Origin of the sequence: Paucibacter sp. PLA-PC-4 (assembly GCF_026241155.1) — a bacterium.
GTDB lineage: Bacteria > Pseudomonadota > Gammaproteobacteria > Burkholderiales > Burkholderiaceae_C > Roseateles_E.
Genome location: NZ_JAPFGP010000007.1, coordinates 162,486 through 177,376 on the forward strand (window position 1 = coordinate 162,486; position 14,891 = coordinate 177,376).

At 66.7% G+C, this 14,891-nt stretch carries 13 protein-coding genes and 1 other RNA gene; 8 read left to right on the plus strand and 6 right to left on the minus strand.

The window, feature by feature from the left end; all coding sequences use genetic code 11:
- Positions 1-6: 6 nt before the first annotated feature.
- The 4 genes from OOZ63_RS12815 to OOZ63_RS12830 form a co-directional block, all read right to left on the minus strand.
- Positions 7-1,524, minus strand: coding sequence for a methyl-accepting chemotaxis protein (locus OOZ63_RS12815; RefSeq protein WP_266006053.1), 1,518 nt, complete (start codon positions 1,522-1,524; stop codon positions 7-9).
- Between the two features lie 182 nt (positions 1,525-1,706).
- An RNA gene (gene ffs / locus OOZ63_RS12820) (signal recognition particle sRNA small type) lies at positions 1,707-1,804 on the minus strand.
- 51 nt (positions 1,805-1,855) lie between these two features.
- Positions 1,856-2,233, minus strand: a complete 378-nt coding sequence (locus tag OOZ63_RS12825; RefSeq protein ID WP_266005882.1) for a SirB2 family protein — start codon at positions 2,231-2,233, stop codon at positions 1,856-1,858.
- A 63-nt stretch (positions 2,234-2,296) separates the two neighbouring features.
- Entirely contained in the window at positions 2,297-3,424 is a 1,128-nt protein-coding gene (locus OOZ63_RS12830) for an AIR synthase-related protein (protein WP_266005883.1), read from the minus strand.
- A gap of 67 nt (positions 3,425-3,491) precedes the next feature.
- Between OOZ63_RS12830 and dnaX the strand changes: the two genes are divergently transcribed.
- Genes dnaX through OOZ63_RS12850 form a run of 4 tightly spaced genes read left to right on the plus strand, consistent with a single transcriptional unit; the run spans position 3,492 to position 6,826 of the window.
- The gene (dnaX, locus tag OOZ63_RS12835) at positions 3,492-5,498 is read left to right on the plus strand and encodes a DNA polymerase III subunit gamma/tau (RefSeq protein ID WP_266005884.1); all 2,007 of its coding nucleotides are present in this window, start codon (positions 3,492-3,494) and stop codon (positions 5,496-5,498) included.
- Between the two features lie 21 nt (positions 5,499-5,519).
- Positions 5,520-5,846: a YbaB/EbfC family nucleoid-associated protein gene (locus OOZ63_RS12840; RefSeq protein ID WP_137941818.1), complete on the plus strand. Its 327-nt coding sequence runs from the start codon at positions 5,520-5,522 to the stop codon at positions 5,844-5,846.
- A 4-nt stretch (positions 5,847-5,850) separates the two neighbouring features.
- On the plus strand, positions 5,851-6,432 hold the full coding sequence (recR, locus tag OOZ63_RS12845) for a recombination mediator RecR (RefSeq protein ID WP_266005885.1): 582 nt from the start codon (positions 5,851-5,853) through the stop codon (positions 6,430-6,432).
- A 4-nt stretch (positions 6,433-6,436) separates the two neighbouring features.
- Complete coding sequence (locus tag OOZ63_RS12850; protein ID WP_266005886.1) at positions 6,437-6,826, plus strand: MAPEG family protein; 390 nt, start codon at positions 6,437-6,439, stop codon at positions 6,824-6,826.
- 15 nt (positions 6,827-6,841) lie between these two features.
- Here OOZ63_RS12850 and OOZ63_RS12855 read toward each other — a convergent pair whose 3' ends face one another.
- Both OOZ63_RS12855 and gloB read right to left on the minus strand, forming a co-directional pair.
- Positions 6,842-8,380 carry a transglycosylase SLT domain-containing protein gene (locus OOZ63_RS12855; protein WP_266005887.1) on the minus strand — a complete coding sequence of 513 codons (1,539 nt, stop codon included), beginning with the start codon at positions 8,378-8,380 and terminating at the stop codon, positions 6,842-6,844.
- A complete protein-coding gene (gene gloB / locus OOZ63_RS12860) occupies positions 8,380-9,162 on the minus strand; it encodes a hydroxyacylglutathione hydrolase (RefSeq protein WP_266005888.1) in 783 nt (260 codons plus the stop codon). Before gloB ends, OOZ63_RS12855 begins: the two co-directional genes overlap by 1 nt.
- Here gloB and OOZ63_RS12865 point away from each other — a divergent pair.
- From OOZ63_RS12865 to OOZ63_RS12880, 4 genes are all read left to right on the plus strand, one after another.
- Positions 9,161-10,045 (plus strand): class I SAM-dependent methyltransferase, encoded by an 885-nt coding sequence (locus OOZ63_RS12865; RefSeq protein ID WP_266005889.1) that lies wholly within the window; start codon positions 9,161-9,163, stop codon positions 10,043-10,045. The genes gloB and OOZ63_RS12865 overlap by 2 nt on opposite strands.
- The gene (gene rnhA / locus OOZ63_RS12870; protein WP_137941824.1) at positions 10,042-10,509 is read left to right on the plus strand and encodes a ribonuclease HI; all 468 of its coding nucleotides are present in this window, start codon (positions 10,042-10,044) and stop codon (positions 10,507-10,509) included. The genes OOZ63_RS12865 and rnhA overlap by 4 nt, the downstream gene beginning before the upstream one ends.
- A gap of 138 nt (positions 10,510-10,647) precedes the next feature.
- Positions 10,648-11,814 (plus strand): efflux RND transporter periplasmic adaptor subunit, encoded by a 1,167-nt coding sequence (locus OOZ63_RS12875; RefSeq protein WP_266005890.1) that lies wholly within the window; start codon positions 10,648-10,650, stop codon positions 11,812-11,814.
- 14 nt (positions 11,815-11,828) lie between these two features.
- Positions 11,829-14,888 (plus strand): efflux RND transporter permease subunit, encoded by a 3,060-nt coding sequence (locus tag OOZ63_RS12880; protein WP_266005891.1) that lies wholly within the window; start codon positions 11,829-11,831, stop codon positions 14,886-14,888.
- The last annotated feature ends 3 nt before the right edge of the window (positions 14,889-14,891 follow it).

The following is a 14,891-nucleotide window of genomic DNA, read 5'->3' on the forward strand; positions in this document are numbered from 1 at the left end:
TGCCCCTTAGCTGAACACGCTGACCGCAGCGACCAGCTGCTGCGACTGCTGCTGCAGCGAGGTGGCGGCGGCCGAGGCCTCCTCCACCAGCGCGGCATTCTGCTGGGTGGCCTGGTCCATCTGGGTGATGGCCTGGTGGATCTGCTCGATGCCGGCGGTCTGCTCGACACTGGCGCTGCTGATCTCGCCGACGATGTCGGTGACCCGCTTCACGCTGGCGACGATCTGCTCCATCGTCGCGCCTGCCTGACCGACCAGGGCGCTGCCGCTGTCGACCTTCTCGACTGAATCGACGATCAGGCCCTTGATCTCCTTGGCCGCAGCGGCCGAGCGCTGGGCCAGGCCGCGCACCTCGGAAGCGACTACCGCGAACCCGCGGCCCTGCTCGCCGGCCCGCGCCGCTTCCACTGCCGCATTCAGCGCCAGGATGTTGGTCTGGAAGGCGATGCCATCGATCACGCCGATGATGTCGACGATCTTCTTCGACGAGCCGCTGATCGAGTTCATGGTCTGCACCACCTGGCTGACCACCTCACCGCCCTGCACCGCCACTGCGGAGGCCGACATCGCCAACTGGTTGGCCTGGCGGGCGTTGTCGGCGTTTTGCTTGACCGTGGCGGTCAGTTCCTCCATCGAGGCCGCAGTCTGTTCCAGCGCACTGGCCTGGGCTTCGGTGCGGCCCGACAGGTCCAGATTGCCGGCTGCGATCTGGCCCGAGGCAGTGGCGATGGTGTCGGTGGAGTCGCGGATCTGGCGCACCGTGCCGGCCAGGCTTTGCTGCATCTGCTGCATCGCGGCCAGCAGGCTTTGCTGGTCGCCTGGCCGCAACTGCACCTTGACACCGAGGTCGCCGGCGCCAATGCGGCGCACGATATCGGCCGCGTAGTCGGGCTCGCCGCCTAGTTGGCGGTAGATGTTGCCCATCATGCGCCAGCCCAGGCCGCCGACGACCAGCATCAGTACGCCTCCGACCGAGAGCAGCACGGTGGCGCTGCGCCAAAACGCGGTGTCGATATCGTCGATGTAGTCGCCAAAGCCGATGATCCAGTCCCAGGGCTCGAATTTGATCACTGCGTAGAGCTTGTCCACGTTGCCCTCAGTGCCAGGCCGGGTGCCCGGTGCGATGACCGTGCCTATGGTCTGGCCGGCCAGGGCCTTGCGGTAGCGTTCGCCGGCCTCCTTGCCGCCCTTGGCGTCGACGATGCCGATGCGCTTTGGGTTGGGGTGCACATGGTTGATGTCATCTGAATAGCCGCGCACAAAGAAATAGAGCTCGTCCTTGCGCAAGCTGCTGATGATGCGCTTGCCTTCCTTTTGGGCATCGGCCTTGGAGATCTCGCCGGCTTTCTCCTGGACGTGCAGCTTTTCCAGGGCTGAGTGTGCCAGCAGCACCAGGGTCGAGAGCTGAGCGGTACGCGCCTTCATCATCGACTGCTTCAAGGTGGTCAGCGAGATGGCCGCCAGCAGCACCACGCCAAGAAGTGCGGTGCCACACAGCAGCAGGATTCGTGTATTGAGCTTCATTCGAGACCAGACATCGGCAGACAAGGGCTGGCCGAACGCAGTGCCGTACAGCCATGGGGCGGGCACTGCCGGGCGGCAGTGATAGCTGTTTATCGGCGCAATGCGGCCGAGCTTGAGCTGACGCTTTTTGGGGTGGCACGCGCAATGCCAGGACGGCGGCGCGATGAGGCGGCAAGAGGGGGGTTGACGAGCCTTACCCCCGGCACTGGTCACAACAGTTAGGGCTGCTTGGTTCCCCATCTGACCCGGTTGGCCGTGCTTCCATGCGAGGAGGCCCGTCACTGAGTATTGTATGCGATGCGCGTCAGCCTTCTCGGAAGATGGGGTCCGCCTACAGCCCCAGCGTGGCGGAGCGCGTCAGCGAGGCGCCGATAACATAGCTCAGTAGGGCCAGCGCACCGAGATAGGCGGGAAGGCGGTAGTCGCGGCTTACCACGGTCCAGTGGGCGCAGGCCGCATAGGCGCACAGTGCCAGCAGCTTGGCGGCCAACCAGCTGTCACGCAGCAGGTCGTAGTGCAGCAGCCCCCACAGGCTCAGGCCGGAGACGGCCAGCAAGAAGTGCAGGCCGAAGGAGACGGCGCGCAGTCGGTCGTCAGCGCCCCATTCAGGCTTGAACTGGGCGGCCAAGCCACGGGCAAAAAAAAGCGCGAGGCTGGCCCAGGCCAGCAGCCCGTGCATTCGTAGCATCCCCGAGTAGAACCAATCCATCACCGCCCCCAGTTCGGGGCAAGCTTGGTCGGCACCAGCGAGGCTGTCAAGCGCGGTTCGGGCTCAGCGCAGCTGCAGATCGTCGTCGCTGAAGCGGATGTTCAGCGGCTCGATCAGCAATTGCTTCTCGCCTTCTTCCAAGGCGCCGGCCACCCAGGCTTCGATGCCGCAGGCCTTGGCGACCTCGACCGTGCGCTGGGCATCGGCGGCCGGAACAAAGATGGCAAAACCGGCCCCCATGTTAAGGGTCGAATAGGCCTCGCGGTCGTCCTGCTTGGCCTGTTCTTGCATGAACTTCAGTACCGGCGTGACCGGCGGCACAGTGTGAATGCGGTAGCTGAACTTCGCCGGGTGGCGCAGCAGCTTGCGCCAGCCGTGGCCGGTGATGTTGGCGCAGTAGTGGGGCTGGATGCCGGCTTTGAAGAGCGCCTCGGTGACCGGCGAATACAGCACGGTCGGGGCCAACAGTGCGTCGCCGTAGGTGAGGCCGGGTTCGATCTCGGTCAGGTAGCCGTTCGGCAGGCGCTCCACGAGCTTGCGCGCCAGGCTCAGGCCGTTGGCATGGATGCCGCTGGAGGCCAGCAGCACAATGGCGTCACCGGCGGCCAAATCGTCGCCGACCGACAGCCGGCTCTTGGGATTGATCAGGCCGGTGCAGGAGGCGGCCAGGTCTATGCGGCCTTCCTCGACGATGCCGGCCAGTGCGGGTGTCTCGCCACCGCCCCAGGCGACGGCGCAGATGTCGCTGGCCTTCTTCCAGCCCTCGACCAGTGCTTGCGCGCGCGCCTTGTCTCCAAACCAGTCCGAACCGCCGGCGGCCCAGTAGGCCTGCACCACCAGGGGCGTGGCGCCGACGGTGATCAGGTCGTTGACGGCCATTGCGATGGTGTCCTGGGCAATGCCGGCGTAGTAGCTGCTCTTGCCGGTCAAGCGGGCCATCTCGTCGGCCACTAGGGTCTTGGTGCCCAGGCATTCGACGATGGACGCGATGTAGAAAGGCCCGACATCCACCACATAGGCCGACTCGCCGCGCGAGGCCGGCACCTCGCTGAAGCCATGGCTGCCCAGATGGGCGCCGGTGGCCGCAGCGGCGCGCTGGGCGGCGATCTTCAGCGGATCGATCAGGTCGTAATTGACACCGGCTTGCTCGTAGCTGAGAGTGTCGGGAGAGGAGGGGGCATGCGTGCTCATGGGGCGGGATTATCGACCATGCGCCCGGCCTGCGGCGGGGTTGGGCGCGCCCGTAGAATGCGCCCCCATGAGTTACCAGGTCCTTGCCCGCAAATACCGCCCCCACAGTTTTGAGGAACTGCGGGGCCAAGAGCATGTGGTCCAGGCCCTGGCCAATGCGCTGACCCAGCAGCGCCTGCACCATGCCTATCTATTCACTGGCACCCGCGGTGTCGGCAAGACCACGGTTTCGCGCATTTTGGCCAAGAGCCTGAACTGCACCGGCGCCGATGGGCAGGGCACGATCACGGCTCAGCCCTGCGGCGTTTGCGAGGCCTGCCGCGATATCGATGCCGGCCGGTTCGTCGACTATGTGGAGCTGGACGCGGCTTCGAACCGGGGCGTCGAGGAGATCTCGCAGCTGCTGGATCAGTCGGTCTACAAGCCGGTGGTTGGGCGCTTCAAGGTCTACATGATCGACGAAGTGCATATGCTGTCGAACACCGCCTTCAACGCGATGCTGAAGACGCTGGAGGAGCCGCCGGACTATCTGAAATTCGTGCTGGCTACGACCGACCCGCAGAAGGTGCCGGTCACCGTGCTGTCGCGCTGCCTGCAGTTCAATCTGCGTCCGATGGCGCCGCAGACGGTGCTGTCGCACCTGAGCGCGGTGCTGGAGGCCGAACATGTGGCGGCTGATGCCGGCGCGCTGAGGCTGCTGGCGCGGGCCGCGCGCGGCTCGATGCGCGACGCTTTGTCGCTGACCGACCAGGCGATCGCGTTTGGCGCCGGCGCCCTCGTCGAGGCTGGCGTGCGCCAGATGTTGGGCACGGTGGACCGCGGCCACGTCGTGGCCATCCTGGATGCTCTGGTGGCCGCGGATGGCGCGGCTGTCGTGGCCCAGGCCGATGGCTTGCGCAGCCTGGGCCTGTCGGCCGCCGGCACGCTGGAGGACCTGGCCACCTTGTTGCAGCAGACGGCAGTGGCCCAGGCCGCGCCGAAGGCCGTGGATGATCAAGACCCCGACAGCGCCGAGGCCCGGCGTTTGGCCGGCCTGTTGCCGGCCGACGAGATCCAGCTGATGTACAGCATGGCTCTGCATGGTCGACAGGAACTGGGCCTGGCGCCGGACGAGTACGCCGGCCTGACCATGGTGCTGCTGCGCATGCTGGCCTTTCGCCCCGGCGGTGTCTCGACAAACCCGGTGCTGAACCAGGCACCGACCCAGCCGCGCAAGACAGAGCCGGTGCCGGCGAGCGCACCCTTGCTGAGGCCGACGGCACCGAGCCTGGTGGTGCGACCGCCCGAGCCCAAGCCGAGCCCGGCGCTTGAAGCAGCGAGCGCGCCCGCAACAGAGCCTGCAACAGAGCCCGTCAGTGCGCCGCCGCCCAGCCCTGTCGCCGTCGAGCTTCGCGAACCCACGCCGCCGACACCGACCCCACAGGCCCCGCCGATGTCGCCGCGCGCCCAGGCCGAGGCCGGCAGCTTGAGTGCCCGGCTGCGACCGCGCCCGGTGGTGATCGAAGAGCGCGGCGAGGCCGACGAGCCGCCGCCCTGGCTGGATGCGCCGCCTGCCGATGAGGAGAGTGGTGCTGTCGCGCAGGCTGGCGACGACGACTCGACCGAGTCCGGCGAGTCCGCAGGCCACGGTAGCCCTGGCGGTGCCTACGCCTCCACCGCCGGCAGCGATGTGCAGCTGTCGCCGACGCCGCTGGGCGAGCGCTGGGCCGGGATTGTCAAGCGCCTGAGTCTGGTGGCGCTGGCCCGCGAGCTGGCGCTGCAGGCCGAGTGCGTCGTCTTCGACGAGCAGGCCGAGCCGCAGCTGATACGGTTGAAGGTCGAGCGCGAATCATTGCGGCAGCCGGCACTCAAGGACAAGTTGCAGGCGGCGCTGGCCGCCTTGCTGGAGCGCCCGGTGGCTATCGAGGTCGAGTCCGGCGTGGCGCAGGACTCGCCGTCGCTGCGCGACGCTGCGCAAGCCCAGGCAATCCAGCGCCAGACGGAACAATTCGTTTTCCAGGACCCGCTGGTCCAGCAACTGCTGGCCCAATTCAAGACGGCGCGCATCGTGCCCGGGTCGATCAAACCCCACTGAACATTTTTAGGAGATACGCACATGATGAAGGGTCAACTCGCCGGCCTGATGAAGCAGGCCCAGGCCATGCAGGACAACCTCAAGAAGGCGCAGGACGAACTGGGCAATATCGAGGTCGAGGGCCAGTCGGGCGCCGGCCTGGTCAAGGTCACGATGACTTGCAAGCACGAGGTCAAGCGCCTGACCATCGATCCCAGCTTGCTGGCCGATGACAAGGACATGCTGGAAGACCTGGTCGCCGCTGCCTTCAATGACGGCCTGCGTCGCGCCGAGGAAGTCAGTGCCGAGAAGATGGGCAAACTGACCGCCGGCATGCCGCTGCCTCCGGGCATGAAGTTCCCCTTCTAAGCCCTTGACCGCACTCGACGACCTGATCGAGGCGCTCAAGCGCCTGCCGGGCGTGGGCCAGAAGTCGGCCCAGCGCATGGCCTACCACCTGCTGCAGCACGACCGCGAGGGCGCGCGCCGCATGGCGGCCTCGCTCACCGCAGCGATGGCGCAGGTGGGCAATTGCCAGCGCTGCCACACCTTCAGCGAGGCGCCCGTCTGCGCCATTTGCGGCGATGCCCAGCGCGACGCGCGCTTGCTCTGCGTGGTCGAGAGTCCAGCCGACCAGGCCGCGCTAGAGCGCACCGGCTCCTACCGGGGCTACTACTTTGTGCTGCAAGGTCGGCTGAGTCCGCTGGACGGCCTGTCAACTCAGGCCATCGGTGCCGAGCAACTGCTGCTGCGCGCGGCTGAGACGGCGGTCGAGGAGGTGATCGTGGCCACCAGTTTCACCGCGGAGGGCGAAGCCACCGCCCATGTGCTGGCCGAGGCGCTGCGCTCGCGCGGCATCCGCGCCACGCGGCTGGCTCGCGGTGTGCCCGTGGGCAGCGAACTCGAGTATGTGGATCTGGGCACCATTGCCCATGCTTTGACCGATAGGCGCTGAGCGAATGACTGTTGCCAACTACTGCATCATCGCGGCCTGCGTGCTGCCCATCCTGTGCGCCGGCATGGCCAAGTCCAAGGGCTTCGGCAGGCCGCGTCGCGACGGCGGCTTCGACAACCACAACCCACGCGCCTGGCTGGCCAGTCTGTCGGGGTGGCAGGCCCGCGCCAACGCAGCCCAGGCCAATAGCTTCGAGGCTTTGCCGCTGTTCATTGCCGGTGTGTTGGCGGCGCAGCAGATGGGAGCGGTGCAGGAGCGCATCGACATGCTGGCCTTGTCCTTCATCACCTTTCGCCTGGCCTATATCGGCCTGTACCTGGCCGACCAGCCGAATCTGCGCTCGCTGGCCTGGTTTGCCGCGCTGGGCAGCGCGGTGGCCTTGTTCTTCGCCTGATCGATCAGCCCTGTATCAGCGTTTGGCTGCCTTGCGTGCGGTCGACGCCACCCGGGTGCCCTTTGCGGCCGGGCGGCCGGCCTTGACCGCCTTGGCCGTGCGCACCGGTGCGGCCACGCGCTTGCTGTTGGGTGTGTAGACCACCAGGGTCTGGCCGGGCTTGAAGGCGGCCTTGGCAGAGACCTTGTTCCACTGCGCGACTTGGCTGGCGCTGACCTTGTAGCGCCGAGCGACGCTGGCGACGGTCTCACCCTTGCGTGCCTTGAAACTGACACGGCGCAGCGCAGGTACATCGGGTGCGAGGCTGATGCTGGCGTTGTCAGCCAGATGTTCGGACACGTCCTGATGCTTGGCGCTGCGCGGCACCAGCAGGGTCGAGCCTCGGCGCACCAGCATGCGAGGCGGAATCTTGTTGATCTCTCGCAGTGCGGCCTCGCTCATGCCGACCTGCTTGGCCGCTTCGGCCGGCTTCATCGTGCTCGGCACCACCCACGCAGTCCAGCTCGCCATCGCACCACGGTGGGCGGCCAGATTGCGCGCGAAGGCGTCTGCGTTGTCATAGGGCAGTAGCACCTGCTCGGTCGCCGCGGCCAGCATCACCGGCTTGTTGACTTGCGGGTTGAACTGCTTGAATTCATCGATCGTCATACCGGCAAAGCGCGCGGCGACATCGACATCGATGTCGCGGTCGATATTGACGCTGAGGAAGTAGGGGTGGTTGGCGATATCGGGCAGGGAGAGCGCAAACGCGTCGGGGCGCAGCACGATGTTCTTGACCGCCTGCAGCTTGGGAACGTAGTAGCGCGTCTCGTCGGGCATGCGCAGACTCTCGTAGTTGGTCGGCAGGCCGGCCCGCTCGTTGCGCTTGATCGCGCGTTGCACATTGCCCTGGCCCCAGTTGTAGGCAGCCAGTGCAAGATGCCAGTCGCCGAACATATTGTGCAGACGGCCAAGGTAGTCCAGAGCGGCGCGGGTCGATGCCAGCACGTCGCGGCGGTCGTCTCGGAAGATGTTCTGGCGCAGCTCAAAATCGCGACCGGTGGCCGGCATGAACTGCCACATGCCTGAGGCCTTGGCGCTGGACATGGCTTGCGGATTGAAGGCGCTCTCGATGAAGGGCAGCAGGGCCAGCTCCATCGGCATGCCGCGCTTCTCGACCTCGACGACGATGTGATAGAGGTAACGACCGCCGCGCGCGGTCATTCGCGCCACATAGTCGGGGCGCTGGCTGTACCAGGCCTCGGCGCGGCGCACCAGATCGTTCTCCAGCGTGGGCATCGCGAAGCCGCTGCGCACCCGCACCCACAGGTCGGCCTTGGCCTTGGCGTCATTGAGGTCGACCGTGACGCCGGGCTGCAGTGCGTCCTCGACCAGTGGTAGGGCGGCGAGGGTATCGGGCGTCGGCAATTCGGCCACCGGCGCGGCGGGCGGCTTGGCGCTGAGCTGCGGGGTCGGTGCGGGGGGCTCCATCGGCGGCAGCGGGGTACTTGCGCAGGCACCCAGCAGCAAAGCCAGCGCCAGCGTGGAGAGTTTGAGTACAGGGGTGGTCATCATCATCGGAAGTCGTTTTTCCATTGCCGCAGGGTGGCGAACACCGCGACGGGGTCGGTGTCCAGGGGCTGCGGCTGGTAGGCCAGGGCGGCGGCCCGCACGGCGGGCTGGTCGCAGCGCAAAAAGGGGTTGATGGCTTGTTCCTGGCCTATGGTCGAGGGCAGGGTCGGCAGATTGTCGTGGCGGCGGGTCTCGCACCAGGCCTGGTAGTCGAGCAGCGCCGGATTCGCGGGCTCTATGGTCCGCGCAAAACGCAGATTCGACAAGGTGTACTCATGAGCGCAGCAGACCCTGGTATGGCCGGGCAGCGCGGCTAGCGCCTGCAACGAGGCATACATTTGAGCGGGCGTGCCTTCGAACAGGCGACCGCAGCCGCCGGAGAACAGCGTGTCGCCGCAAAACAGCAGGGGCGCGCTGGCGTCGCTCGGCGATTCGATCAGATAGGCGATATGGCCGGCCGTGTGGCCGGGCACGTCGATCACGCGGATCCGCTGGCCCAGCAGCTCCAAGAACTGGCCGCCGCTGCAGGCCTGCACTGGCCCCGGAATCGACTCGCGCGCCGGGCCGAAGACAGGGCCTTGCAGGCGCGGCCGCAGGCCGGCCAAGCCGCCGACATGGTCGCCGTGATGGTGGGTCACTAGAATGCCGGCCAAGCGCAGCGAGTAGTGGTCCAGGGCGCGCAGCACGGGTTCCGCCTCGCCAGGATCCACCACCAGGGCTTGAGCACCGTCGTGCAGCATCCAGATGTAGTTATCGGTAAAGGCGGGCAGTGCGACCAAATCCATGCAGCGAGTTCTTGTGACGCGTGAAGCCTCGATTGTAGAGTTGGCCGCCTGGCTGCAGACGCCGCCCGGCCGCTATCTGCTGGCCTGGGAGCAGGCCCAGCTCGACGCGACCGTGGTCGACCTGTTCGGTTTCCATGCCCTGCAGCTCGGTCTGCCCGAGCTGCAGGGGCTGCGTGCCAACCGGATGCCGCACCGCTGGCTGGCGCTGGACAGTCTGGCGCAGAACGCGGCGCAATGGCATGCCAGCGTGCCGGCCGACGAGGAGGCGCAAGCCGGTTTCAGCCAGTTCGGCCTTGAGACCCAGTTCGCCGACCGGGGCGTGGCGTTGTTCGGCGAGTTCGATGCGCTGCCCTTCGAGGCCAACAGCCTGGATCTGGTGCTGCTGCCCCATACGCTGGAGTTGGCGAGCGATCCGCACCGCACGCTGCGTGAGGTCGAGCGGGTGCTGCGGCCCGAGGGGAGGCTCGTGATCTCGGGCATCAATCCGGCCAGCGCCTGGGGACTGCGGCAGAATCTGGGCCGGTTGGTGAACCGCCTGCCGGGCAGCGGCGAGCGACTTTATCTGCCGCGCGCCGGTGACTTCATCGGCTATTGGCGGCTGCGCGACTGGCTGCGCTTGCTGAGCTTCGAGGTCGAGGGCGCGCAGTTCGGCGGCTATTGCCCACCGCTGCGCAGCGACAAATGGCTCAAGCGCTGGGACTGGCTGGAGGGCGTGGGCTCGCGCTGGTGGCCGGTGCTGGGCGCGGTTTACTTCCTTACTGCGGTCAAGCGCGTGCACGGCATGCGCCTGATTGGCCTGGCCCGTCAGCCGGCCCGGCCCGCCAAGGCGCGAGCTGCCGTGGCCCTGCATCAACATCACAAGCACCGAGAAGCGAACGAATGACGACAGAGAACAAGCCCGCCGCCACCATCCAAAAGCCGGTGGTGACGATTTACACCGACGGGGCTTGCAAGGGTAATCCCGGACGCGGCGGCTGGGGCGCATGGCTGAGCTCGGGCGGCCACGACAAGGAGATGTTCGGTGGCGAAGCCAACACCACCAATAACCGCATGGAGTTGACCGCCGTGATCGAGGCGCTTGCCTCGCTCAAGCGCAGCTGCAAGATCACGATCTACACCGACAGCGAGTACGTGCGCAAGGGCATGACCGAGTGGATCAGCGGCTGGCAGCGCCGTGGCTGGAAGACCGCCGACGGCAAACCGGTCAAGAACGTCGAGCTTTGGCAGCGTTTGGACGCGCTGCGCAAGCTGCATGAGGTGGAGTGGCGCTGGGTCAAGGGCCATGCCGGTGACCCGGGCAACGAGCGCGCCGATGCGCTGGCAAACCGGGGGGCGGCCAGCGTCTGATCGCCCGCCGGCAATGTGCGTTGTGCGCCCGGCAGGTGTCGTCGATGCTTCTGCCGCCGTGTTTCAGTGCCGTAATGCCGCAGCGCCGACTGCAACAACATGTGTTCGCCGCTACAGTGCGCGGTCGGAGAAAAATGCATGAGCTTCAAGAAACTACATAGCGTCGTTGCGGTTGTTGCGTTGGTCGGGATCAGTGCGCTGGCCTATTGGTGGCAGCACCAGCCGGGCAAGGCCCAGGCGGCAGCCAAGTCCGGCCAGGCCGCTCAGCCGGGCGGACGCGGTCCGGGTGGTCCACCCAGCGTCGAAGCCGGCCGGGTCGAGGTGCAGAGCTTGGCTGACGACGCGCAGGCGGTCGGCGCGCTGCGAGCGCGCCAATCGGTGATGCTGCGGCCCGAGGTCAGCGGCCGCATCACCAAGCTCGGCTTCACCGACGGACAGCGCGTGCGCCAGGGCCAACTGCTGGTGCAACTGGACGAGGCCTTGCAGGCGGCCCAGTTGCAGCAGGCCGAGGCCCAGGCTGGCATTGCCCGCACGCAGTTGCAGCGCAACCGTGAGCTGCTGGCCCAGAGTTTCGTCTCCCCCAGCGTGGTCGACCAGGCCGAGGCGACCCTGAAGGTGGCCGAGGCCCAGGTGGCCTTGGCGCGGGCCCAGCTGGCGCGGCTGCAGGTGCGCGCGCCCTTTGACGGCGTGATGGGCATACGGCTGATCAATCTAGGTGACTATGTGAAGGACGGCGCCGATTTGGTCAGCGTCGAGGATGCCTCGTCGATGTGGGTGGATTTCCGCCTGCCCGAGCGTTTCGTGCCCCAGCTGCGCCTGGGCCAGGATGTCTCGCTGGGCCTGGATGCCTTGCCGGGCCGAGAGTTCAAGGCCCGCATCGAGGCGCTGGACAGCCAGCTGGACACAGCCGGGCGCTCGATGCTGGTGCGCGCGCGCCTGCTGGGCGACACGAGCATGCTGCGCTCGGGGTTGTTTGCCCGCGTGCGGGTGGTGTTCGCGTTGCGAGAGCAGGCCCTGGTCGTGCCTGAGGAGGCGCTGGTGCCGATGGGGGGTAAGCAGTTTGTCGTCAAACTGGTCGAGGGGGGCGACGGGCGCTTGATGTCGCAGCGCGTCGAGGCGCAGCTTGGTATGCGGGTGCCTGGCAAGGTGGAGTTGCTGGGTGGCGTCAAGGCCGGCGACCGGGTTGTGACGGCGGGGCAGGGACCGCTGATGCGCGGCGAGCCGCAAGCGGTCAAACTGGTGGACCTGGACAAGCCGACGACCGCTCGCGCGCCCGCGCCAAAAGCCTCGGCCGCCAGCCGCTAAGGAGGGCATGCCCCATGCGCATCTCAGAAACCTCGATACGCCGCCCGGTCTTTGCGACCGTGATGTCGCTGCTGCTAATACTGGTGGGCATCGTATCGTTCGACAAGCTGTCGCTGCGCGAGTACCCGCGCATCGACGAGCCAGTCGTGACGGTCAGCACCCGGCTGGTGGGCGCTTCGTCGGAGGTGATCGAAACGCAGGTCACCAAACCGATGGAGGACTCGATCGCCGGCATCGACGGCGTCGACATCTTGACCTCGATCTCGCGCTCCGAGCAGAGCCAGATCACGGTGCGCTTCAAGCTGGAGAAGAATCCCGACGATGCCGCCGCCGATGTGCGCGACCGCGTGTCGCGGGTACGCGGCCGCCTGCCCGACGCGGTGGACGAGCCCATCGTCGCCAAGGTCGAGGCTGATGCGACGCCGACAATCTGGCTGGCCTTCACCAGCGAGACCCTGGACCCGCTGCAGATTACGGATTTGGTCAACCGCGTCGTCAAGCCTCGGCTGCAGACCGTGCCGGGCGTGGCCGACGTGCAGATCGGTGGCGACCGCAAATATTCGATGCGCATCTGGCTCGACCCCGATCGGCTGGCCGCCTACAAGCTGACGGTGCAGGATGTTGAGGACGCGCTGCGGCGCCAGAACCTGGAGGTGCCGGCCGGTCGCATCGAGAGCCAGCAGCGCGAATTCAATGTCACTGCGCGCACCGACCTGAACACGGTGGCGCAGTTCGCCGAGGTGGCGCTGAAGCAGGCCAGCGGCTTCACGGTGAGGCTCAAGGACGTGGCGCGCATCGAGGAGGCCGCCGCCAGCGAGCGCTCTCGCGTGCGGCTCAACGGTGTGCCCTCGGTGTCGCTGGGGGTGATTCGTCAGGCCACGGCCAATCCGCTGGATGTTTCGGCCGGCGTGCAGGCCATGCTGCCGCGCATCCAGCAGGACCTGCCGGACACCGTGACGGTGCGGCCGGCCAATGACAACTCGGTCTTTATCGATCGCTCGATCAAATCGGTCTACACCACCATCGCCGAGGCGGTGGTGCTGGTGGCCCTGGTGGTGTTTGTGTTCCTGCGCACCTTGCGCGCCTCCATCATCCCGCTGGTGACGATCCCGATCAGCCTGATCGGCTCGTTCGCGCTGATGGCGGCTGCCGGCTTCACGATCAACACGCTGACCCTGCTGGCTCTGGTGCTGGCGATCGGCCTGGTGGTGGACGATGCCATCGTCGTGCTGGAGAACATCTTCCGCCATATCGAGGAAGGACTGGAGCCCTTCCAGGCGGCGCTGAAAGGGGCGAAGGAGATCGGCTTCGCAGTGGTCGCGATGACGCTGACCCTGGTCGCGGTGTTTGCGCCGCTGGCCTTCACGCCGGGGCGCACCGGGCGGCTTTTCGTCGAGTTCGCGCTGACCCTTGCGGGCGCCGTCGTGGTGTCGGGCTTTGTCGCGCTGACGCTTACTCCGATGATGTGCAGCAAGCTGCTACGCCACAACAGCAAGCCCACGCGATTCGACACCGGCATGGAGAGGGTGCTGGTCTGGATCAGCGATCGCTATGCGGGTGCTCTGCGCTTTGCGCTGCGCACCCGCTGGCTGGTGGTGGCCGTGATGGTGGCCTCGGGCGCCTACAGCTGGTGGCTGTTTAGCCATGCCAAGAGCGAGCTGGCGCCGCTGGAGGACAGGGGCGTGATCTTCATGCCGATCAGCGCGCCGGACGGTTCGACCCTGGAGTTCACTGCCCGCTATCTGGATGCGATCGACCGAGTCGCGGCGGGGTATCCGGAGTTCGATCGCCGTTTCATGTTTGTCGGCGGCGCAACCGTGGCTCAGGCCACCGGCATCCTGCGCACTGTCGACTGGGTGGATCGCGATGTCAGCACCCAGGAGCTGGCGCGGCGGTTGCAGCCGCAACTGGCCGGGCTACCGGGCGTCAGTGTGTTCGCGGTGACGCCGCCTAGCCTGGGCCAGGGCTTTCGCGAGCGTTCGATCAACTATGTGATCCTGACCAGCGACAGCTACGCCAATCTGGCCGGCGTGACCCAGCAGTTCATGGCCGCGCTGGCCAAGAACCCCGGCTTTGTGCAGCCCGACAACGATCTGCGCCTGAACAAGCCGGAGGTCTTCATGGAAGTGGACCGCGAGCGCGCGGCCGATCTGGGCGTCAATGTCGACCAGGTGGCGCGCACCGTCGAGACCATGCTGGGCGGGCGCAATGTGACCCGCTACAAGCGCGACGCAGAGCAGTACGACGTGATCGTGCAGACCGATGCGGTGGGTCGCACCACGCCTGACCATATCGAGAAGCTGTTCGTGCGCGGCCGCGGCGACGCGATGATTCCGCTGGCCAGCCTGGTCAAGGTGCGCGAGGCGGTCAGCCCGCGCGAGCTGAACCACTTCAACCAGCGCCGCTCGGTGGCTATCACGGCCAATCTGGCGCCCGGCTATGCGCTGGGCGAGGCGCTGGCGTTCATGGACGAGACCGCGCGCGAGATTCTGCCGATGGGCTACGCGACCGAGCTCAACGGCGTCTCGCGCGAGTTCCGCTCCTCCAGCGGCGCGCTGGGCCTGGTCTTCGTGCTGGCCCTGCTGTTCATCTTCCTGGTTCTGGCGGCGCAGTTCGAGAGCTTCATCGATCCCTTTGTGATCATGCTGGCGGTGCCGCTGTCCATGGTCGGTGCACTGGCGGCGCTGCAATGGTCAGGCGGCACGCTCAATGTCTACTCGCAGATCGGACTGATCACGCTGGTGGGGCTGATCACCAAGCACGGCATCCTGATCGTCGAGTTCAGCAACCAGCTGCGCCAGCAGGGCAAGGACGTGATGGAGGCCGTGATCGAGGCCTCGGCGCTGCGCCTGCGGCCCATTCTGATGACCACCGGCGCGATGGTGCTCGGCGCGATTCCGCTGGCCCTGGCCAGCGGTGCCGGTGCCGAGAGTCGTCAGCAAATCGGCTGGGTCATCGTCGGGGGCATGAGCTTTGGTACGCTGCTGACGATCTTCGTGGTGCCCACCATGTACACGCTGTTCGCGCGCAAGAGCACGCCCGGCGAGATTACGACGCCGGCGCTGGCATCCTGAGGT

What these genes read in the sequence shown, in the direction of transcription:
- OOZ63_RS12815 (WP_266006053.1), bottom strand. Translation starts at nt 1,524, where the DNA reads ATGAAGCTCAATACACGAATCCTGCTGCTGTGTGGCACCGCACTTCTT.
- OOZ63_RS12825 (WP_266005882.1), bottom strand. Translation starts at nt 2,233, where the DNA reads ATGGATTGGTTCTACTCGGGGATGCTACGAATGCACGGGCTGCTGGCC.
- OOZ63_RS12830 (WP_266005883.1), bottom strand. Translation starts at nt 3,424, where the DNA reads ATGAGCACGCATGCCCCCTCCTCTCCCGACACTCTCAGCTACGAGCAA.
- dnaX (WP_266005884.1), top strand. Translation starts at nt 3,492, where the DNA reads ATGAGTTACCAGGTCCTTGCCCGCAAATACCGCCCCCACAGTTTTGAG.
- OOZ63_RS12840 (WP_137941818.1), top strand. Translation starts at nt 5,520, where the DNA reads ATGATGAAGGGTCAACTCGCCGGCCTGATGAAGCAGGCCCAGGCCATG.
- OOZ63_RS12850 (WP_266005886.1), top strand. Translation starts at nt 6,437, where the DNA reads ATGACTGTTGCCAACTACTGCATCATCGCGGCCTGCGTGCTGCCCATC.
- OOZ63_RS12855 (WP_266005887.1), bottom strand. Translation starts at nt 8,380, where the DNA reads ATGATGACCACCCCTGTACTCAAACTCTCCACGCTGGCGCTGGCTTTG.
- OOZ63_RS12865 (WP_266005889.1), top strand. Translation starts at nt 9,161, where the DNA reads ATGCAGCGAGTTCTTGTGACGCGTGAAGCCTCGATTGTAGAGTTGGCC.
- gloB (WP_266005888.1), bottom strand. Translation starts at nt 9,162, where the DNA reads ATGGATTTGGTCGCACTGCCCGCCTTTACCGATAACTACATCTGGATG.
- rnhA (WP_137941824.1), top strand. Translation starts at nt 10,042, where the DNA reads ATGACGACAGAGAACAAGCCCGCCGCCACCATCCAAAAGCCGGTGGTG.
- OOZ63_RS12875 (WP_266005890.1), top strand. Translation starts at nt 10,648, where the DNA reads ATGAGCTTCAAGAAACTACATAGCGTCGTTGCGGTTGTTGCGTTGGTC.
- OOZ63_RS12880 (WP_266005891.1), top strand. Translation starts at nt 11,829, where the DNA reads ATGCGCATCTCAGAAACCTCGATACGCCGCCCGGTCTTTGCGACCGTG.